Here is a 21,242-nt window from a genome sequence, read left to right as displayed (position 1 = left end):
AGAGTGCCGTGAATTCAATGATGCTCGACAGGTAGTGTGAATTGAACAGTAGCACCGCGGGGTTGGTTGACGCTTGCCCACAAGCGGCCGCCATGCGCCTCGATGATCGAGCGACAGATCGATAACCCCATGCCCAATCCGGTGGGCTTGGTGGTGTAGAAAGAAGCGAAAATCTGCTCGGTGTTCTCCGAGGCGAATCCTGGCCCCGAATCGCTCACACTGACGAGCACACAACCGGCGTCATTTAACTGAGCGCTGATGCGCAATTGGCGCTCACCCTCGCTCACACCATTCATGGCCTCGAGCGCATTCATGATCAAGTTGAGCAGCACCTGTTGCAGTTCGACCCGGTCGCCTTCGATCAAGGGCAAATCGTCGTTGAGTTGAGTCAGAATCAAGGCCCCACTCTTCATGATCTGGCCACGGGTGAATTCGACCATCTCGTGAATCGCAGCATTGATGTCCACCGCCCCCTTTTGCGGTGGTGCCTTGCGGATATGCCGACGAATCCGACCCAATACATCGGCTGCTCGATTGGCATCCGTGATGAGACTGCCAAGCACTGTCCGGACCTCTTCGACCTCCGGCGGCTGCATGTTCAGCCAGCGCAGCGCGGCGTCGGCATTGAGGATGGCCGCCGCAATCGGTTGATTGACTTCGTGAGCAATCGAAGCCACAAGCTGCCCCATGGTCGCGACGCGGTTCGCGTGGGCCAACTCCGTTTGCACTTCGCGATAGCGTCGTTCGCTTTCGCGGATTTTTTCTTCCGCCTGCTTGCGCTCGGTCAGATCCAGCACGAAAGCAACCCCTTCCTTGCTGCTGGCTTCGAACATAGCCAAACCGACAATCACCGGCAGGCGACTACCATCCTTTCTGAAATATTCCTTCTCGTAGGGTTGGGCATAGCCGGTCCGCACCGCTTGCGCCAAAAAGTGCTCGCTGAGTTCACGAAATTCCGGTGTTGTCAGATCTCTCCAGCGCAGACAACCCGAGACCAGATCCTCTGGCTCGTATCCCACCATGCGAAGAAATGCGTCATTGGCCTCGATGATGTCACCGTCGGAGTTCCATACGAGGATCCCGATGATGTTGGCGTCTACGAGACGCCGAATCTTCCCTTCGCGCTCCGCAACCTCACGGTACAAACGGGCATTTTCCAGCGAAATGGCAGCCTGTGAGGCCACCAGTTTCAACACGGCAATCCGGGCTGGGCTGAACACACGGGCGGTCAGATTGTTTTCGAGGTAGAGCGCACCGGTCAGTTTGGCCTGGTTCATCAACGGCAGGCAGAGAACCGATCGGACGTGGTGCTGACGTATGTAAGGGTCTTCGGCAAACGGCGCATCGGTCAGGGCATCATCAAGAAAAACGCTCTCACCGGTGCGCAGGACATGGTAGAGAAGTGACTCCGGTAGCAGCGCCGAAGTCACCGGCTCATCGCGCAACTGCATCGAATGGCTGCCAGTGGTCACTTGCGCTGCGATGCGGTACTCACCCGTGTCCGACAGAATCAACACGCCACGTTCGGCACCAGCCTGTTCGATGGCCGTGCGCATGATCATGTCGATAAGTTTTTCCAGGACGATTTCTCCCGACACGGCCTGCGAGACCTTTATTACGGTGGCCAGATCGAGGTGTTCGACCGGTGCGACCATCGTCGTTGTCGGGCCAAGCGTTTGCTCTTCGGTCCTCAGCAATGGATACCGCGCCTCAAGCTGCCGCACCTTGCCATCTGCGCCCCAACGCAGGTAGCCGTAGCGGGCGTCTTGCAGGTAAACGCGGGCTACTTTCCCAAGACCGCGGGCCGCGTAGAAGCGAGACGCCAGTTCGTTGGCAAGCGCTTCGATATGGACAAAGCCGCTCTTCTGCGCCGAGTGGATGGCTTGTTCGTAAAGCAACTCGGCCTCGATCATCCGCCCTTCGACGCGGGCGATTTCGGCGTCGACCAGCGCGGCCCGGCTCGCGAAATTCTCTGGGCACTGTTGAGCCCGGATCTGGAGTTGCCGGTGATCCGTCGCCATTGCGATCAAGTGCTGCGCACGCTCGTCCATCGGGACACTGTCGCACCATCGGGCACGAGCCAGCGCGTCATAGAAGTAAAATTCTGCCTCCTCGAAGAACAGGTATGACGTCCATAGCAACTGCTGTGCCTTTGCCGCGGCTTGCATGGCTGCCCCGGGGTCGTCGGCCAGGTAGCAGGCTTGTAATTTGCGGACCCAATACCAGCACTCGGCCAATGCCAGGTCCGGATTGCTGGACAGGTGGATTTCGGTGCCTGACTCATCAAATTGTCCATCATCAAAACAACCGAAAATTGGTGTCGAACCCCGGAGCATCCGGATCAGCGCCAGTTGTGTGCCGATGAAATCGGTGACCAGCCCGAAACGCACCTTCCTGGCGTAATCCAGGCCACGTTCGGCTTCGTCTTGTACCTCGGACAATGGCTCGCCGGCGAAAAGGGAGTCGGAGGTAAGGCTGTTGCCCGCATAAGCACCATACGGCAGATCACCGATCCGGTTCGCCGCAACAAATGAACGGCGCAGCAGGTCACGGCATTGCTCTACGGGCTTCATCCAGCGCACGGCAAAATTCGAGAAGCAAAGATAGGTACTGGCTTCGAATCGCTTCAGGCCTCGTTGTTCAACGAGTTCGCAGCCGAGTTTGCCGAATCGAAATCCAGCCTGGTAGTCGCCGAAACGCCGTCCGGCGACTCTGAATGCATTGGCGTAATGCACACATGAGGCATCGCAGTTGCCCCCTTCGAGGCTCAGACTGACCGCCTTGCAGATCAACAGGTCCGTCAGGTTCGCATCTGTCTGCAAGGCAGGCGGGAAGAGCTTGCTCAGAGCGCTGACGGTCATGAGGGAGCCCGCATCCTCCATCAGCGGCAAATCGATGAGTTCCTCGATTTCCCGATCGCCCAGTAACGACCAGATATGGTCGTACTCCTGGCGCACTTCATCGTCGCTCGGATGGGCCGACCACTCGATGCCCACATGCCGCAGATAGGCGAGACAGACAGCGACCGCGCCATCGCTGCGATCCATGAGCAGGTAGACATCCATTTGCAGACACACGACATTGGCTCGTTCGATAGTAGTCGTGGCGCGATCCGAGAGCGCCGCCAGGCGCTTGTCCGCAACTGATAACTGTCCAGTCAGCATCTCGCATTCGGCCCGGTTCAATTCCAGCGCGAACATCAACCCATGTAGCCGCGTCCAACAGCTGTCGTCCAACAGCTGCGCACCCGTGGTGAGATAGTTGAGCGCCGAAGCATAGGCCGTTGACGCCTTGGCACGCTGGCCGGCCATCAGGTTGAGCTCTGCCAATTGCTCCCGCTCGGCCTGATCAGTGAGCAGCACTGCGCCGCTGTTGAGCTGGCCGACGATGTCAAAGATCGCCTCCTCCCGCCCTTGCAGGGGCGTCTGCGCTGCGAGCAGCCGGCCGATTCGCAGATGAGCCTCGGCGCGAGCTCCCTTGGGGATCAGTGAATAGGCCGCTTCATGAATACGGTCATGAACAAAACCATAAGCGCCTTCCAGTCGCTGGACCAACTCCTGGCGTACGGCTTCCCACAATACCGTGCGGATCTGTGCCTGGGGGATGCCCAGAACGGTCGAAAGCGTCGTGGTCCCGGCAACGTTCCCCAGACAGGCAAGCTGCTGTAATGCCAGTTGCGTTTCAGTCGGCAAGCGAGTCAGCTTGCCGACCATCAGGTCCACGATGTTGTCGGTGTAACCCTTGGCATGGATGCGATCCGCACTCCAGCACCACTGCCTTGCTTGATGATCGAAGGTCAGCAGTTGTTCGTCAGCGAGGGTTTGCAGAAACTGGATCACGAAGAACGGGTTGCCGGCGGTTTTGTCCAGTACCAACTGCGCCAGGGGCTCAATGTGCGCAAGCTCGTCATGCAACGCATCCGCAATCAACTGCTCAATGTGTCCCTTCGCGAGCGGTACCAGAGTGATTTCATCTACCCTGCCCCCCGCGTTCCGAATGGCTTGAAGTTTGCCCGTTAGCGGGTGCGTGGCATTCACCTCATTGTTGCGGTAGGCACCCACCAGCATCAGATGCCGCACATCCGAGCTGGTCAACAGATCCTCCAGCAGGTCGAGCGTTGCCGCGTCGATCCACTGCAGATCGTCCAGAAACAGGGCAAGTGGATGCTCCGCCCGTGCAAATACACCGATAAAGCGCCGGAACACCAGAAGGAAACGGCGTTGCGCCTGTTGAGGCTCAAGTGTCTGCAGCGGTGGCGGCTCACCAATGATGAGTTTCAGTTCGGGAATGAGGTCAGTCATGAGCCCCGCGTTGGCATCCAGTGCGCTCTGTAATGCGTCACGCCATTGCGCCAGTTCTGTGTCGCTCTTGCCAAGCAGCGTGCGCACCAGGCTTTGAAATGCCTGCACCAGCGTCGAATAGGGAATATCGCGCCGGTATTGATCGAACTTGCCGGCAGCGAAGAGTCCTCGCGGCGGGACCAGCGCTTTGTGCAGTTCATTGACCACAGAGGATTTGCCAATACCGGAATAGCCGGTGACCAACATGAGTTCCGGCGCGCTGCTTGCGATGATCCGATCGAACGCGGCGATCAAGGTACTGACCTCATACTCGCGCCCGTAGAGTTTCTCTGGAATCATCAGCCGATCGGATGTCCCTTGCTCGCCCAACGCGAAGGCATTGATGCAGCCCAAGGTCTCCCAGTCTGCCAGGCATTGCCGCAAATCATGTTCAACACTCGCAGCCGTCTGGTAGCGCTCCTCGGCGGTCTTGGCGAGCAGCTTCATGACAATCCGGGAAAGCACATTGGGGACGGTTTCGACCCGCACGCTCGGTGGCTGCGGTTTTTTGGCGATATGGCAGTGCACCCATTCTATCGGGTCAGATGCCGTAAACGGCAGCGAGCCCGTCAGCATCTGGTAAAGCGTGACGCCGAAGGAATAGAGGTCGCTGCGCAAATCGATCGAGCGATTCATCCTGCCGGTCTGCTCAGGCGCCATGTAGGCGAGTGTGCCGGCGATGGTCTCAGGCGCCTGCCGCTCACGCGGTAACCACGAGGCGAGGCCGAACCCTGTAAGCCGAGCCTGACCGTCGGAGCAGTTCACCAAAATATGAGAGGGCTTGATGTCTTTATGGACGAGTCCGCGCTGGTGGAGCTTTCCCAATGCCTGCACGATGCTGATCGCAAGACGCAGGAACGTTGGCGTTTCCATGGGGGCAACCAGCAGCTGCACAAGCGGCGTGCCACCCGTATCTTCCAGCAGTAAATACATCTGCCCACTTTCCCGCACCATCTCAATCGGACGCACCGCCCAAGAGCCATCCAGTTGATCCTTCAGGCCAAACTCGTGGGCGAAACGGCCAAGACAATCCGGAAGCGGTTGTTCAGCAGTGGGTCGTGCAACGAGAACACTGCGGTCGCCTTTCACACCCGAGCGCAGCTCCCGACAGAAGGTGCGCTCACCATCGTTCCATAATATCTGCATGTTGTTATCCATCGGAGCGAGCTTGCGTGGCTGCGGATGGATGCCCGGATTTTAGTTTTTTGACGGACGCCCCCCCTGGTTGATAGAGCCTACAACAACTTCCAGCACTATTAGAACTCAGATCTGACCCAGCCCTCCGTCAGCACAAAGGTCAATGCCGGTGATAAAGCTACTTTCATCACTGGCCAGAAACAGCGCCGCCGCACGACCTGCCGGGGAGATGCTTCACGGAACAACGTAGCCTCAATTCACGCTACGGCCAGAGGCACGGGCTGCTCTTGATGTTGACCGAGATAGCGACAGAAGTACGAACGCAACCAGCGTTCCCGAGGGTCGTTGTGGGCCGCGCCGCGCCAAGCCATGGACAAGTCCGGCGCCGGTAGCGTCAACGGCGCAAAGTCGGCACGCATCCCTTCCATTCGCTCCATGGCTCGGGCGACGTAGTCCGGTACGATCGCAATCATGTCGCTGCCGGCGAGCAAAGCGGGCAAGGCACTGAACTGCGGAACAGCCAGGACGACCCTGCGCTGCCGACCAACCAGGCTCAGGGCATGGTCGGCATCGTCGATGACATTTCCCATCGAAGAGACAACCACATGAGGCCGTCTGCAAAAGTCATCCAGATCAAGGGCGCCGGGGTCCGAATCGGCGCGCAATAGCATGGGGTGCATCGGCCGCAGGCTTTTGCAATGGGCACTGGCCGGCAGCTCTTGCGCAAAGCTGATACCCACGGAAATCTCTCCCGAGGCCAGCAACTGGGGTAATTGCCGATGGTCCACTCTGCGCACCACGAGCGTGATGTTTGGCGCCTCATCACGCAGATGCTTGATCAAACGTGGAAGCAGCGCGTACTCGACATCGTCAGAGAGTCCGATATGAAAGGTCTCGTCACTGGTCAGTGGGTCGAACGTCTGGGCACAACTCAAGGCGATAGCGATGCCATCCAGCGCTGGCGTCAGCCGCGCATGAATTTCTTCTGCCCGCGCAGTCGGCTCCATCACCCTGCCAGTGCGGATGAACAGCGGATCATTGAACATCGAACGCAGTCGTCCGAGGGCTGTGCTAATAGTGGCCTGACACAGGAAAAGTCTCTCTGCGGCCCGGGTAACGTTGCGTTCGCGCATCACTGTTTCAAAGACAATCAACAGATTGATGTCGGCACGCCGCAGATCATTTCTGTTCATCACGTTCACCGCCTAGGCACAAGGCCGCATGGGTAAGGGGACATCCAACAACGGTTCGCTGCACAACCCGTTTTGCCGGAGGCCAGCGAGGTGGTTCAAGCTTATGCAGGCCAACGGCAAGACGTCACTTGTACCTGAGTTCAACCGATGCATCCCTTGGTTGTGCCGCCTTGTACATGGGTATACCCAGATCTCTTGCAAAACCGGACACGCGATTTTTCTAAAATGAATCGCGACTCCGTAGCACAAGACTAACCTGGGTGATTTCATTGAACGCTCAAGTAGAACATCTACACTTTGGTCTTAGCAGATCATACATTGGTATACTTCTATGCCTTATAAGTTGGCGTATGTTGTAGTAACGGCAGAAGCTGTCACGAGCGCCCCACATGAAACAAGATACGCAAATACGCAACTCAATGACTATCGCAATCGTCGATGATGACGACTCGGTTCGGACAGCGCTTGAAAGTTTGTTGCGATCCACTGGTTACAAAGTTAAAACTTATTGCAGTGCTCTGGCGTTTCTCAACACGAATGACCCCGCTCAGACACATTGCCTTGTTTCCGATATCCAGATGCCGGGAATTAGCGGTTTGGAGCTTCATAAGCAGCTCGTCGCGATGGGCCTTCACATTCCCACTCTATTCATCACGGCTTACCCTGAAGCCGTCCCCTCCCTTGGCAGCGATATGTCTGCGCCGATTGCCTGCCTGCCTAAACCTTGTGAAACCAAGAAGCTTCTGAGCTTCATCGAAACAGCCCTCCTCCCGCAAAACTGAAAGCACTCTGAACGCCCTCTTCTGCATCCAATACAAACCTTCGTATATCCCCATACCACTGACGTATGGATTTTCTGAACCGATGTAGAAGTGCGCCGGAAAGAATCCAGAAATAACATGAATCCACAGCGGGCGACCTGCTGAACTCAACATAGATGCCTTAACTTTCGACGCCTGTGTATCGCTCCACCAAACTTGAAGAACAACTTCAAGAACATTGAAAACCTTTTTTGAGGAACAACTGATGAAACAGCATATTCTGGTTATTGGTGCGGGGTTCGGTGGTGTATGGAGTGCATTGAGCGCCGCCCGCCTACTGGATAAGCACAGTCGTAGCGACGTGGAAATCACACTGCTGGCGCCCCAGGCGCAATTGCGCATACGCCCCCGTTTCTATGAAAGCGACGTACACAAAATGTTCGCTCCCCTGGACGGGCTGTTCGACTCGGTAGGTGTGCGTTTCATCAAAGGCACCGCCGAACACATTGATGAACTGGCAAGGACCGTTGGCTACCGCGATGAGGCTGGCCGTTGGTGCACGTTGACCTACGACCGTCTGGTACTGGCGGCTGGCAGCCAATTATCCCGCCCGGCAGTGCCAGGCCTCGGCTCCCATGCCTTTGATGTTGATCAGATCGAATCGGCGGTGCGTCTGGAGAGCCATCTGAAATCCCTCAAAAACCGCCCCGTCAGCATTGCCCGCAACACTGTAGTCGTTGCAGGTGGAGGTTTTACCGGCATCGAGACCGGCACCGAGATGCCGGCACGCCTGCGATCAATACTCGGTGACAATCAGGACATCCGCGTGATCATCGTCGACCGAGGTACTCGGATCGCAGCTGCCATGGGGGATGAGATTCGCCCGTCGATCGTCGAGGCCTCTGAACACCTGGGTATCGAATGGGTGCTCAACACCAGTGTGGCTGCGGTAGATGCCAACGGCGCTACCCTCGCCGATGGTCGTCGCATTGAAAGCCATACCGTGATCTGGACTGTCGGTTTTCGCGCGAGCCCGCTCACCGGACAGATGTCCAGCGTTCGTGATGCTCAGGGACGCTTGCACGTCGATGAGAACCTGAAGGTGCTTGGCCAGGAGCATGTCTACGCTGCTGGAGACGTCGCCTATGCCGCCACCGACGACCTCGGCAACTTCGCAGCAATGTCCTGCCAGCATGCGATCTCTCTAGGCCGTCATGCCGGGAACAACGTCGCTGCGGACCTGCTAGGTGTCGCGCCCACCCCCTATCGTCAGCCCAAGTACGTGACCTGCCTCGATCTGGGCGCCTGGGGCGCGGTGTTTACCGAAGGCTGGGATCGCCAGCTCAAGCTGGTCAAGGAACCGGCCAAAGAGCTCAAGACGCAGATCAACACTCTGTGGATCTACCCGCCTGCAGCTGATCGGGTCACCGCCCTGGCTGCAGCAGACCCGATGATTCCGGTGGCCTGAAGACCCTGCCTGAACGTGTCGCTCGTGCCAGCACCGCGAGCTCCGCCGGGCATCGCTGTACCTCTCGAGGAAATCCGTCGCTCTCGCGCCGAGAGCGGCTTTCGCCTGAAGTTCTTGACCCAAGCAATAGGAGAACGACCATGACACAGCATCTGAACTACCTCACCCAAAAGGATGGAACGCATCAGAAAAGCAACAGTCAGCTGGAGTCAAACATGAGCTTCGAAGAGCTGGTTCCTTCACGCTATGCGCTGCGGATCGGCGAGATTGACGTGCTGGTGGTCAGCGATGGGGTGCTGCCTCTGCCAACCGAAACAATGTCCACCAATGCCGACCCAGCCGCCCGCGCGGCCTGGTTCAAGGACATGTTCCTGGGACCGGACGCGTTTGATTGGGCGCTGAACGTACTTGTTGTGCGCAGTGGCGACAAGCTCATCCTCGTCGACGCTGGACTGGGCGGGCAATTCCCCGGATTTCCGCGGGCCGGGCAGTTCCCCAAACGACTGAAGGCCGCCGGTATCGATCTTGCGTCCGTGACCGACGTGGTGATCACCCACATGCACATGGACCATATTGGCGGGCTGCTTGTCGATGAGGTGAAGAGCCAACTGCGTCCGGATCTTCGTATCCACGTTTCAGCCACCGAGGTCGCTTTCTGGGAGTCGCCCGATTTCTCCCTCACCGCCATGCCATCGCCTGTGCCGGACGTTCTGCGGGCAACGGCCAATCAGTTCATTAACGAATACCGCAGCAAGGTGCGCACGTTCGAGGAGGAGTACGAGGTGGCACCAGGCGTGGTCGTCAAGCTCACCGGCGGCCACACCCCGGGGCACAGTGTGGTCTACGTGACATCCGGCGGTGAGCGGTTGACCTTCGCAGGCGACGCCCTGTTCCCGGTCGCCTTCGAACACCCCGACTGGCATAACGGCTTTGAACATGACCCTGAGGAATCGATTCGCGTCCGTGTCCGCCTTATGCAAGAGGCGGCGGCGAGCGGTGAGCTGTTCGTGGCTACTCACCTGCCGTTCCCCTCCGTTGGCCGGGTGGCGGTGGACGGTGACGCTTTTCGCTGGGTAGCGGCCTTCTGGGACTACTGATCGCTTGTCGGGTTTGTGCCTGCGTCCAAGCCAAGTCGCCTGCTCGCACAGGGGTGTAGAGGATGGGCCGAGGCGCGAATCTCCCTGAGCAACAAAATAGATCGAGAGACCGCCAATGAAAGACTCCAATCAGGAAATAGATCTCCAGCGTCGGGCCATATTGACAAGTTCAGCAGTAGTGGCCGCCAGTTTGTTGGTTCCGCTTTCCAGTTTTTCCGGGTTGACGCAGGCCGCTAACAAGCCCTCTACAACCCAACACAAACCAGATCACAAGGAGATGCACACCATGAACTCCATTACGACCAAAGACGGCACCCGGATTTACTTCAAGGATTGGGGTCCGAAAGACGCGACGCCCATCGTGTTTCACCACGGCTGGCCATTGAGCGCGGACGACTGGGACAACCAGATGATGTTTTTCTTGCTCAAAGGCTATCGGGTGATCGCGCACGACCGCCGCGGTCACGGGCGCTCGACCCAAACGTGGGTGGGCAACGAAATGGACACCTACACCGCCGATGTCATCGAGCTGACCGATGCGCTCGACCTTAAAGGGGCGATCCATGTCGGCCATTCGACCGGTGGCGGTGAAGTAGCGCGCTACGCCGCTCGAGCCAAACCGGGACGCGTTGCCAAGGCCGTACTGATCAGCGCGGTTCCCCCCATCATGGTTAAGTCAGAAAAGAACCCCGGCGGTTTGCCTCCGGAAGTGTTCGACGGGTTCCGTTCGGCACTGGCCGCCAGCCGCGCGCAGTTTTACCTGGACGTGCCGTCGGGGCCGTTCTACGGCTTCAATCGACCCGGGGCGAAGGTTTCACAAGGCGTAATCGACAACTGGTGGCGTCAAGGCATGATGGGCGGTGCAAAAGCTCATTACGACTGCATCAAAGCGTTTTCCGAGACCGACTTCACCGAAGATCTGAAGACGATTCAGGTGCCAACACTGGTCATGCATGGAGAGGATGATCAGATTGTGCCGATTGCCGACTCTGCGCCGCTCTCGGCCAAACTATTGAAGCATTCCACGCTCAAGACGTACCCAGGCTTTCCTCACGGTATGCCGACTACCAACGCGGATCAGATCAACGCCGATTTGTTGGCGTTCATTCGCGGTTGAGCACTAACGCCGTGACGGCGGTCTGATCGCCGTCGCGGTGTTTGATCCTGGATCAACGATCATTTCAATCTTGCTGACAGGCAGAAACCGGCCAGAAGCAGACTTTGGCACCCAAAGCCTATCTCGACACGTCAAAAAAGCTAAAGACGAGAAGAAAAGCAAAGGTGAAGCTGCGAACGCCAGCAAGGAATTGAAAGACAAAAAGTCTTCACCGGCAAAGAAATCAGCTGCGGCCCCGGCTCTTTCGAAATCTTCCGAAAAGAAAGACAAGAAAAAAGACGGGGATGACTCACCCACACAGGTAACAAAACAGTTCAAACGCATAGGCAAAAAATCATGGGTACAACTCCGGGCCACCATCCCTCACAGGGTCAATTGCCCGTAAATACCGGCTTGCGTTTTTCGAAAAAGGCGCGTGCACCTTCAGCCTGATCCTTGCTCGCCGCGCAGTCCAGGAAAGCCTTGCGCTCTTCACGCAGTCCTTCGTCCAGCGTCCTCTCGTCGGCGCCTACGATACAGCGCAGTACACCGTCCACGGCCAGCGGTGCCTTCTCAGCCAGTTCCTGCGCCAGCGCCATCGCTGCTGTCTTGAGTTCGGCGACTGGGTGAACGGAACGCACCAGCCCCATGCGCAAGGCCTCATGACCGTCAATCCTGCGGGCACGCAACACCATATCGAGCGCGTTGTCACGACCAATGCAGCGAGTCAGACGCACCGAACCGCCCCATGCCGGCACGGTTCCCAGATCCATCTCGGGGAGACCTATCTGAGTGTCAGTATCGGCGGCGAGACGGAAATGGCAGGCCAGGGGCAGTTCGAGCCCGCCACCCAGGCAGTAGCCGAACAGGGTGGCAACGGACGGTTTGCCCAGGGACTCGATGCGCGCCAGAACGCGTAGGCGCTGGTCAAGCACAGTGTCCCAACCACCGCGGGCTGGAACCTCGCGCATCGCCTCCTTGAGGTCCATGCCAACGGAGAAATTGGCCTCGCCTTCACCCGTGAAAAGCAGGGCACGTACACTTGAATCGGTGGCGGCCTCTTCAACCGCCGCTTCCAGGGCGTCAATGTAGGCGAAGCTCATTCGGTTTATCGGTGCGTCATTGATGCTGATGGACATAACGGCGCCGTGACGCGCGATCAACAAGGGTTTTTCGTTGGACATGATGAGTGATTCCTTTTTGTAAGGGGCGCGTACGGCGATCACAAAGTTATCGGCCGTCAAAAAATGCGGAAATGTTTTCGTCGCAGGTAAGCGTGTTATGTCACTTCAGGGGGCTGATCCGGTTCCGGGAAAATATGACCGCCTTCCATGGCCCATGAAGCGGGAATGTCGACCACTGCCACGACCACAGCATTCGCATCGGCCCCGGTGACTGCCATGTAAACGTCGGTGATTGCGCGCAGGATGGCGTGGCGCGTCGTTTGTGGTCGTCCTGCACGTATCTGGCCGCGAATTATCGCGGGGGCCGCGACTTGGCCGGCGGTGAATGCGCTTCCCACTTCAAGCTCCTTGAATAGCACGTGCACATAGCTGGCCGGCGCGCCAGTCTCCTTGGTGTGAATGGATGTGATGGACTCGGCCAGCGATTTGCGTTGACGCTCGCTGAGCGTTCCTTTGACGGTCTGGCATTCATAGAGGGGCACGGAAAACTCCTTTGAAGACGTTATGGAACAGTCAGGGGCACAGGGCTTACCGCTTCAGCCCTTCAACTTGATGATCAGCTCGATCAGCTTGTTGGGCTTCAGCGGTCCCTTGTCGTAGGGCGGCAGCATCAAATTGGTGGCAGCGAAGAAGCCCTGACGATAGACGGGGCACATTTTGGAAAAGGTCTGAAAGCCTTCGTAACCATGGTATTGGCCCATACCGCTGGCGCCGACGCCGCCGAAGGGCATGTCGTGCTGAGCCACGTGCAGCAGCGCGGTGTTGATGCATACGCCGCCCGACATGATGTGGGTCACGTAGTAGTCCTGCAGGGCGCGGTCCCTGGTGAAGGGATACAGCGCCAGTGGCCTGTCGTGCTGGTTGATGTAACCAGCCACTTCTTCGCGAGTGGTATAGGTCTTGACCGGCAGCAGCGGGCCGAAGATCTCGCGCTGCATGATGAGCATGTCGTCGCTGACGTTGAATACCAGGGTCAGCGGGAATTTGCGCAGGGTCTTGTCCGGCGTCTGGTCGGGGAAAAGATTGACCACGCGCGCGCCCTTGGCCACAGCGTCATCCAGCGTGGCCTGCATGCGGTCATAAGCGCGCTGGTCGATCATGGAGGTGTAATCGGCATGATTGATATCGGGGTAGCGCTCGGCTATGACCCGTTGGGCTTCGCGTTCGAAGTCCGCCTCGGAGCCGGCGGGAATGAAGACATAGTCGACGTTGGTGCAGATCTGGCCCGCATTGAAGGCCTTGCTCCACATGATGCGATCGACGGCCAGGGTCATCGGGAAATCCGGCGCGACTACGGCGGGTGACTTTCCGCCCAACTCCAGTGTCACCGGGGTCAGGTTGCGCGCAGCGTTCGCCATCACGGCGCGGCCGGTCTGACCCGAACCCGTGAAGAAGAGATGGTCGAAGCGGATCGAGGAAAAAGCCGGGCCCACCGAGCCATTGGCGCCGCTGTCTTCGAAGAACTGAAGCTGTTGCGGCGGGAAATACTTCGGTGTGATGGACATCAGAAGACGCGTCAGGTTGTTTGAGTTTTCCGACATCTTGACCATCGCCCGGTTGCCGCCGGCGAAGATGGCGGAGAGTGGCCCGAACGACAGCATCAGCGGAAAGTTCCAGGGTACGATCACGCCGACCACGCCCAGCGGCTGGGGAATGACGCGGTTGCTGGAGGTGGGGTAGACCATCAGATCGATGTGGCGCTTCTGTGGCTTCATCCATTTCTTCAGATGCTTGATGGTGGACTTGATATCTCCCAGCACGACGAAAAACTCGGCGAACAGCGTCTCGAAGGTGGAGCGGTTGCCGTAGTCCTGGTTGATCGCTTCGATCAGTGCTTTGCGGTTGTCTTTCAGCATCTGCGCCAACTTCTTGAGGTCTTCCACGCGCTGGGCATAGCTGCGCTCGGGCGTGGCAAGGTAGGCGGCGCGTTGCTGCTCGAAGCAGGATTGCATGGCGGGAGGAATGATGGGCTGGGCCAAATGTAGGGCACTCATGCTGAGGTCCTTGTGTAGTGATTGAGAAACGGCAACGGGTTTGGCCACGCTTGTCGCGCAGCCGCTCCCCTTTCATTGCAAAGGATTCAATGCAGCAGGTGTGGCACTCACAGGTCCTTGAAGTTTGGCGCCCGTTTTTCCAGGAAGGCCGCGGCCCCTTCTTTGAAGTCCGCTGCACCGGTCAACCGGGCGACTTCACCTAGCAGTGTTGCGAGCGCTGCCTCAGGGCCTTTTTCACGGGCCAGGCGCACTGACGCAAGCGCAGCGTTGATGCCGGACGGTGAGTTCTGCGCAATCAGCCGTGCGAATTCGAAAGCGCGTGTCATCAGCTGGCTCTGCGGTACGACTTCTTGCACCAGCCCCATCCGGCAAGCGGACTGTGCATCGAACTCTTCCGCCGTCAGGATGTAGCGAAGCGCGTTACCGAGACCGATTTTTGCCGGCAAGAACACGGTGGCACCACCGAACGGGAACAACCCGACTGCCACCTCGCGCTGAATGAACGTGACATCTTGCGCGGCGATAACAATGTCCGCCGCTGCCGCCAGCTCCACCCCCAGGTTCATGCACTTGCCATGAACGGCGAGAACCACCGGTTTGCTCCGGCGGCGAACGGCCGGGTCGATTTCGAGCATATCCACCAGCGATGGATCGCCGATACGCAACTCTCCCCGCGCGGCGAGAGGCGCAGTGCTGACGATGTCCATGCCCGAGGTGAAGACCAGGCCGTTGGCATGCAATACCGCACAACGCAGGCCTGGATCGTCTTCGTAGATCGCCATGGCCTTGGCCAGGCCGATGAACATGTCGCGGTCGAAGGCATTCATCTTGCGCGGACGGTCCAGGCAGATCGACAGCACATTACCGTGGCGAGTGATAACGACTCGATCCTCAAGACGGTCGCCGGACGCGGCATGGGTTTCGCGTTTTTCGCGCTCGCGCAGTACCAGGATCCGCCGCAGGATTTTCCCTGCCGGGTTTTTCGGAATGGCGTCGATGAACTCGATGTCGCGCAGTTTCTTGTAGGGGGTTACACGCTGTGCGACGAAGTCGATCAGTTCGGCTTCGGTCACAGGTGAGCGCAGCACAACGAAGGCTTTGGGAACCTCACCGGATTCGGTATCAGGACTGGGCACGACGCCGGCATCCGCCACCGCGGGGTGCATCAACAACACACTTTCGAGTTCGACCGGGCTGATCTGGAAGCCTTTGAACTTGATGAACTCTTTGGCGCGGTCGATGATACGCAGATTGCCGTGCTCATCGATCCGGCCTACATCTCCGGTTCGCAGCCAGCCCTGCGCATCGATCGTTTCGGTGGTTGCCGTCGGATTGTTGAAGTAGCCGAGCATCACGTTGGGACCGCGTATCAGCAGCTCGCCATCCGCACCTGGCACCACGTCTTGGCTGCCGCCGATTTCCACGACCCGCACCTCTATGCCATGCATCACCCGGCCGACCGAACCTTCGGCCTCTTTCGGCATGCCTGGCTCGGAAACAGCTCCGGTGGTGGTGGATTCGGTAAGGCCCCAGCCGTTGAGCACCGGCACTTTCAATCGATCGGCGGCGCTCTTCAGCAAGTCGGCACTGATGGGTGAGGCACCGGAGATGGCCAGCCGCAGGCTCGACAGGTCGAAGTGATCGACCAAAGGATGCTTGGCAAACTGCAAGACAACGGGCGCAACGACCGGAGCGACAGTGATTTTGTAATCCTGAATCACGCGCAAAGTCACTTCCAGGTCGAGAGCTGGCAGCACGATCAAGCGCGCTCCCTGAGAAAGAGCCGAGCCTATGAAGCTGGTTTGTCCATAGATATGGAAGAACGGCAGCGCCGCCAGGATGGTATCGGACCTGCAGAAAACCTGGGCGGCGGTCACCTGCTCGGTCGCCGCAACGTAGTTGCGATTGCTGAGCATCACCGCCTTGGGGAAGCCGCTGGTGCCACTGGAGAACATCAGGGCCAACAGGTCTTTTTGCACATCACGGCAGCGCTCTTCGGCCAGAGGCTTGCCCACCAGCAACGAGGAAAACGGCGTGAGGCCCGCGGACTCACCCAGCACGAAAATGTCTTTCAACTGCAACGTGATCAAGGTGTCGCGTAGCCTTTCGAAGACTTGCGGGGTGACGATCACACGCGTGGCCTCAACCAGCTTGAGGAGTTCTCGCACGTCTTCTGGCGAGGACATGGGATTGAGTGTGGAGTACACGCCGCCGGCGAAGGCTATACCGTACAGAGCTACCGGGAACCAAATGCTGTTCGGCGCGATGATGGCGGTGACCTCCCCAGGCTCCAGACCGCGCTCTATCAGATTGCCGGCAAGCACACGCACATGCCGGGACAGTTCGGCATAGGTCAGTTGTTCACCGCTCAGCCCGTCGATCAGCGCCGGGTTGTCTGCGTAGCGTTGGATTCGCTCCAGGAATAGCCCGGCAAAGGAACCGGCTGGTACTTCCAAAGGCCTTTGCGACAGAAATGAATTCATGTATTTACCCCGCTCGTGGTATTGGTCATCGCGTGTTCCGAGGCACGCTGGTGCGCCTGACGGGTCATCGACTCGTGAACCACAGTACGAGCGGGGTCGTGAGCTCGACAAACGACATTGGTTTTACTTGGATGACAAAATGTCACGTGAAAAGAAGATCCTCATTCCTGCGGAGAGCGTGCGACAACTACCCGCGCTCAATGCTTTTGAAGCGGCTGCGCGGCTGGGTTCCTTTCAAGAGGCCGCGACGTTCCTTCACCTGACGCCTTCAGCAATCAGTCACCAGGTTCGAAGGTTGGAAGGCGTGTTGGGTGTGGCGCTTTTTGTTCGACGCAATCGGCAAATCGAATTGACCGAAAGCGGTCGCAAGCTGCAACTTCACGTCAGCCGGGGGCTGGCCGAAATCTCTATCGGGCTTCAGGCGGTCAAACAAGCCAGTGACACCAGCCCTTTACGCATCAGTGTGGCGCCCAGTTTCGCGGCGACCTATCTGAGTGCGGGCATGGCGCAGTTCGAGCAGGAGAACCCGGATATCACCGTGCATATGGAGTTTTCATCCAGACTGGCCGATCTGGAAGCCCGCGAGCTGGATATCGCCATTCGCCACACCACGCAAACCCGATTCAACGTATTTTCCGAAAAACTGGCGGATGTATCCGGTGCGCCTGTCTGTGCACCGCAAATCGCGGCAAGACTCGTTGCCGGGGAACGTATCGAGAGTATCCCGCGCATTACGCTAGCCCAGGCGCCTGGCGTCTGGACGCTTTGGAATCAGGCCGCAGGACGCATGGATATCCCGCCCCAGCGTGAGCTGCTTTTTGAAAGCCTGAGTGATGGCTTGCAGGCGGCCATTGACGGCCACGGGTTGATGATGGCTCCGCTGGGGCTTATCGAAAAGCACCTGAAGAATGGCCAATTGGTCCTGCCTTTCAAGGAGAAGCTGGAGCGAGTGTCGGCTTACCGCTTGCTGTGTCTCAATGGCAATGAGATGTCTCCCAAAGTCTTGCGGCTGCGGCGCTGGTTAAAGGCTGTGATTCGCAATAGCGGCAATTTCGGCGACGGTCTCGACTTCGCCAGCCATCAGGTCCCGCACGAAGATCGATAACGTTTCATTCGAACAACTGACGGCGCCTGGCTCCCGGCGACATGGAAAACCAGCGCTGGCAAGCGCGATTGAACACGCTCTGTTCGCTATAGCCGAGCAGACCGGCAACCTGGGACATCGGCATGTGCCGCTCTGCCAGATAGTGGTCGGCACGGTCACGCCGCAGGCTCTCGACTATTTCATCGAAGCTTCGCCCCTGCTCGGCCAGCCTTCGCTGCAACATACGCACGTGCATGCCCAGTTGTTCGGCAATCAATGGCAACCGGCAACGCTGTATCGGCATCATGCGCAATACCAGGCGCTCGACCTGGCTGACAACATCCGACGTCGCTTGCAAGTCGAACTGCTGGAAATACTGCTCCAGTGCGCGATGCAGGTAGGGGGCCTGCTGTTCAATCCGCTGATTGAGTTGTTCGTCACGAAGTACCAGGGCGTTACAGGATTGACCGGTGCACACCACGGTTTTGAAGTAGCGCCGGTACCGTGCTTGAGCCACTGAGTGATTGGCGGAAAACAGAACGGCCTGGGCAACGAAGTTGTCGCCATACAGCAACTTCATACCGTTATGCGCCACCCCCATTGCCAGCTCCACCATTTGCCGTCGCGGGGTCGGTCCGGTCAGGCGGATATCGATCAACAGGCGCGGCGCGTGGTTCTCGCTCAGGTCCAGATCAAGCTGGATGCCCGGGCTGTGGTAACCGATAAAACGGATGATTTGCTCCAACGCCTCCCCTGCCGTTGCGCACGTTCGAGCGATGACCGCAATCGGCCCCAAGACGTGCAAGTCCTGGTACTCGGCCATGCGCAGGCCAAAATCAGGGCAATCCAGCTCTCGTGCGGCAAACTCCAGCAGCCCGACCAGTGAACGCAACGGTACCCGTGCTTCCTCGTCCATCAGCACGTCCGGATGGATGCGGAAGCGTTCGAGCATGAGGTCGGCTTGCCCGCCAAGCTGGCTTGCCACCTCACGGAATCCGGTAAACGAGCTTGTCCTGATCAATGTAGTCATGTCGTCAAAGATCAAATAATTGGCATGAGAGGTCAATAATTTTCTAACACCTTCAGCCAACAATCGGTCCCAGGTAACTTTGTTGCTTCCTGGTGAAGCAGCCCCTGTTCGCTCGCTCGGGATCATTGTGTGATGGAATTCGACTACGTAATCATTGGTGCCGGTTCAGCCGGCTGTGTCCTGGCCAACCGCTTGAGTGCAAACCCCGATATCACGGTATGTTTGCTGGAGGCCGGTCCGGAAGACCGCTCGCCATTGATCCATGCCCCGGTGGGCGTTGCGGCGATCCTGCCCAGCCGACACGTCAATTGGGCATTTCACACAGTACCGCAGCCCGGCTTGAACGGACGTCGCGGCTACCAGCCACGCGGCAAGGTACTGGGCGGAAGCAGTTCGATCAACGGCATGGTGTATATCCGTGGCCACCACAGTGACTTCGACGATTGGCAGGCGCTGGGCAATCCCGGCTGGTCGTTCGCCGATGTACTGCCGTACTTTCGCAAGAGTGAAATGAGCCACCGCGGCGCATGCGACTACCACGGGGCGCAAGGCGAACTCTATGTCGGCAGGAATCCGATGCATCCCGTCACGCAAGCTTTCATCGAGGCGGGGCAGATGGCCGGACACCGCCACAATCCCGACTTCAATGGCGTCGACCAGGAGGGCGTTGGCCAGTTCGATGTGACAATCCGCAACGGTCGGCGCTGGAGCACGGCCACCGCGTTCCTCAAACCGGTTCGACACCTGCGCAAGAACCTCACGGTGCTGACTTCGGCCGCGGCCGAACGCATTGTGCTCGAAGGCAAAAAAGCCGTCGGTGTCGAGCTGCGCCTCAAGGGCAATCGTCAGACCATAAAAGCACGCCGGGAAGTCCTGCTGAGTGCCGGTTGTTTCGGCAGCCCACAATTGCTGATGCTCTCTGGGATTGGCCCGCAAGAGGAACTCAAACCCCAAGGCATCACGGTGCAGCACGAACTGCCCGGTGTCGGGCAAAACCTGCAGGACCATCCGGATGTCGTGCTCAGCTACAGGAGCCAGGATACGTCATTGATGGGTGTCTCACTGCGCGGCAGTGTGAAGATGGGCAAGGCATTGATCGACTATGCCCGTCATCGGCGCGGCCCTTTTGTGAGCAACTTCGCCGAAGGTGGTGGCTTCCTGAAAACCGATGCCACACTTGCACGCCCGGATATCCAGCTGCATTCGGTGATCGCGATGATCGACGACCACAACCGCAAGCTGCACTGGGGTCACGGCTTCAGTTGCCACGTCTGCGTGTTACGGCCCAAGAGCATCGGCAGCGTCGGTTTGCAATCAAACGACCCGAGCGCCCCACCGCGCATCGACCCGAACATTCTCGGGCATGACGAAGATGTCGAGACCCTGCTCTCGGGCTACCGCATGACCCGGAACATCATTCAACAAGCGCCGATGGCGCGTTATGGCTTGAAGGATATGTTCAGCGCGGGCTTGTACGGCGATGAACAGCTGATCGAACTGTTGCGCCAGCGTACCGACACCATTTATCACCCGGTCGGTACCTGCAAGATGGGCAACGACGAGCATGCAGTGGTGGACAGCCAATTGCGCGTGCATGGCATCGAGGGGCTGCGGGTGGTGGATGCCTCGATCATGCCGACGCTGGTGGGCGGCAACACCAACGCCGCTTCAATCATGATCGCCGAACGCGCGGCGGACTGGGTGTCCGCGAGCAGGTGATCCTGCCGACGAATCGACCTTCGGCGTTGCTGCTGGAGGTCAGCGGTTTCGGTACACACGTTCCGAACAGTGCGGCAGTGGTTTGAGGTGATTTGCTCCTGATCAGCCAAGGTAAATCGGTCAACCACGCGATTGGGCAGATCATCCATGAACGCCTGCTTCACCCTGTTCTTCGGCATGTTCACTACCCTGCTGGCAATCATCAATCCTTTGGAAGCCATCCCGGTGTTCCTGGGTCTGTTGCAAGACAAGGATGCTCTACGATGAAACCACCTATTTGAATGCCTTGAGGAAGCGTGGTTCACCGCTCCTGAAGAACCTCGATTTTGGTTGACTGACTTCCTCAGGGCGTGAAGCTGCTTTTCACGAGGGGTAGCTAACGGCCAGAAGCAGCCCTTGTGTGGATGATAATTCCATCACTTTCTGCATTAACGTAACCGTCCGGGCAAGGCGCAAGCAGTCACGTTTTGTTCAGACTCAAATACCAGCTCGCCGATTGCAGCAGGTCTCATCCTTCGCCCATTCCCCGTCTATGCTTTCCTTCTCTATGGAGGAAATGCCATGTTCACCCTTCCCAATGATCCGCTTCCCGCTCTGCTCTGCCGAATTAACCAGCGCGGCTCTGCGGACGTATCTGTAGTGGTCAACTAATCCCG

Annotated in this window: 15 protein-coding genes and 1 pseudogene; 8 read left to right on the top strand and 8 right to left on the bottom strand. The window is 58.3% G+C overall.

Annotated elements, in window-relative coordinates; all coding sequences use genetic code 11:
- Positions 1-14: 14 nt before the first annotated feature.
- The 3 genes and pseudogenes from PMI34_RS24515 to PMI34_RS24520 form a co-directional block, all read right to left on the bottom strand.
- Positions 15-5,486: a trifunctional serine/threonine-protein kinase/ATP-binding protein/sensor histidine kinase gene (locus PMI34_RS24515; protein ID WP_008046271.1), complete on the bottom strand. Its 5,472-nt coding sequence runs from the start codon at positions 5,484-5,486 to the stop codon at positions 15-17.
- A gap of 117 nt (positions 5,487-5,603) precedes the next feature.
- Positions 5,604-5,690, bottom strand: a pseudogene (locus PMI34_RS29625) (oxidoreductase); the annotation flags it as partial.
- A 44-nt stretch (positions 5,691-5,734) separates the two neighbouring features.
- Positions 5,735-6,670, bottom strand: coding sequence for a LysR family transcriptional regulator (locus PMI34_RS24520; RefSeq protein WP_007994682.1), 936 nt, complete (start codon positions 6,668-6,670; stop codon positions 5,735-5,737).
- A gap of 389 nt (positions 6,671-7,059) precedes the next feature.
- On the opposite strand from PMI34_RS24520, the gene PMI34_RS24525 reads away from it, so the two are divergent.
- From PMI34_RS24525 to PMI34_RS29580, 5 genes are all read left to right on the top strand, one after another.
- On the top strand, positions 7,060-7,452 hold the full coding sequence (locus PMI34_RS24525; protein WP_008046270.1) for a response regulator transcription factor: 393 nt from the start codon (positions 7,060-7,062) through the stop codon (positions 7,450-7,452).
- Between the two features lie 244 nt (positions 7,453-7,696).
- Positions 7,697-8,899: an NAD(P)/FAD-dependent oxidoreductase gene (locus PMI34_RS24530; protein WP_008046269.1), complete on the top strand. Its 1,203-nt coding sequence runs from the start codon at positions 7,697-7,699 to the stop codon at positions 8,897-8,899.
- 140 nt (positions 8,900-9,039) lie between these two features.
- Positions 9,040-9,996 carry an MBL fold metallo-hydrolase gene (locus tag PMI34_RS24535; protein ID WP_008046268.1) on the top strand — a complete coding sequence of 319 codons (957 nt, stop codon included), beginning with the start codon at positions 9,040-9,042 and terminating at the stop codon, positions 9,994-9,996.
- Positions 9,997-10,282: 286 nt separating this feature from the next.
- Complete coding sequence (locus tag PMI34_RS24540) at positions 10,283-11,113, top strand: alpha/beta fold hydrolase (RefSeq protein WP_008046266.1); 831 nt, start codon at positions 10,283-10,285, stop codon at positions 11,111-11,113.
- A gap of 73 nt (positions 11,114-11,186) precedes the next feature.
- Positions 11,187-11,498: a hypothetical protein gene (locus PMI34_RS29580; protein ID WP_443216114.1), complete on the top strand. Its 312-nt coding sequence runs from the start codon at positions 11,187-11,189 to the stop codon at positions 11,496-11,498.
- Here the strand turns inward: PMI34_RS29580 and PMI34_RS24545 are convergent.
- From PMI34_RS24545 to PMI34_RS24560, 4 genes are all read right to left on the bottom strand, one after another.
- Positions 11,485-12,276 (bottom strand): enoyl-CoA hydratase/isomerase family protein, encoded by a 792-nt coding sequence (locus PMI34_RS24545; RefSeq protein ID WP_008046264.1) that lies wholly within the window; start codon positions 12,274-12,276, stop codon positions 11,485-11,487. The two genes, PMI34_RS29580 and PMI34_RS24545, sit on opposite strands and share 14 nt — an antisense overlap.
- 95 nt (positions 12,277-12,371) lie before the next feature.
- Positions 12,372-12,758 (bottom strand): tautomerase family protein, encoded by a 387-nt coding sequence (locus tag PMI34_RS24550; RefSeq protein WP_008046262.1) that lies wholly within the window; start codon positions 12,756-12,758, stop codon positions 12,372-12,374.
- A gap of 54 nt (positions 12,759-12,812) precedes the next feature.
- On the bottom strand, positions 12,813-14,270 hold the full coding sequence (locus tag PMI34_RS24555) for a coniferyl aldehyde dehydrogenase (RefSeq protein WP_008046260.1): 1,458 nt from the start codon (positions 14,268-14,270) through the stop codon (positions 12,813-12,815).
- A gap of 107 nt (positions 14,271-14,377) precedes the next feature.
- A complete protein-coding gene (locus PMI34_RS24560; protein WP_008046258.1) occupies positions 14,378-16,753 on the bottom strand; it encodes a crotonase/enoyl-CoA hydratase family protein in 2,376 nt (791 codons plus the stop codon).
- A 139-nt stretch (positions 16,754-16,892) separates the two neighbouring features.
- Between PMI34_RS24560 and PMI34_RS24565 the strand changes: the two genes are divergently transcribed.
- A complete protein-coding gene (locus PMI34_RS24565) occupies positions 16,893-17,858 on the top strand; it encodes a LysR substrate-binding domain-containing protein (protein WP_008046256.1) in 966 nt (321 codons plus the stop codon).
- 4 nt (positions 17,859-17,862) lie between these two features.
- On the opposite strand, the gene PMI34_RS24570 is transcribed toward PMI34_RS24565, so the two are convergent.
- Complete coding sequence (locus PMI34_RS24570; protein ID WP_238538748.1) at positions 17,863-18,822, bottom strand: AraC family transcriptional regulator; 960 nt, start codon at positions 18,820-18,822, stop codon at positions 17,863-17,865.
- A 177-nt stretch (positions 18,823-18,999) separates the two neighbouring features.
- Here PMI34_RS24570 and PMI34_RS24575 point away from each other — a divergent pair, with 177 nt between their 5' ends.
- A complete protein-coding gene (locus PMI34_RS24575) occupies positions 19,000-20,586 on the top strand; it encodes a GMC family oxidoreductase (protein WP_008046251.1) in 1,587 nt (528 codons plus the stop codon).
- 147 nt (positions 20,587-20,733) lie between these two features.
- On the top strand, positions 20,734-20,853 hold the full coding sequence (locus PMI34_RS28670) for a MarC family protein (protein WP_238538747.1): 120 nt from the start codon (positions 20,734-20,736) through the stop codon (positions 20,851-20,853).
- Positions 20,854-21,242: the final 389 nt, after the last annotated feature.

The sequence above is a fragment of the Pseudomonas sp. GM74 genome (assembly GCF_000282455.1).
Classification (GTDB): Bacteria; Pseudomonadota; Gammaproteobacteria; order Pseudomonadales; family Pseudomonadaceae; genus Aquipseudomonas.
Note: the sequence above shows the minus strand (reverse complement) of the source record. Positions and strands in the feature narration are given on the sequence as shown.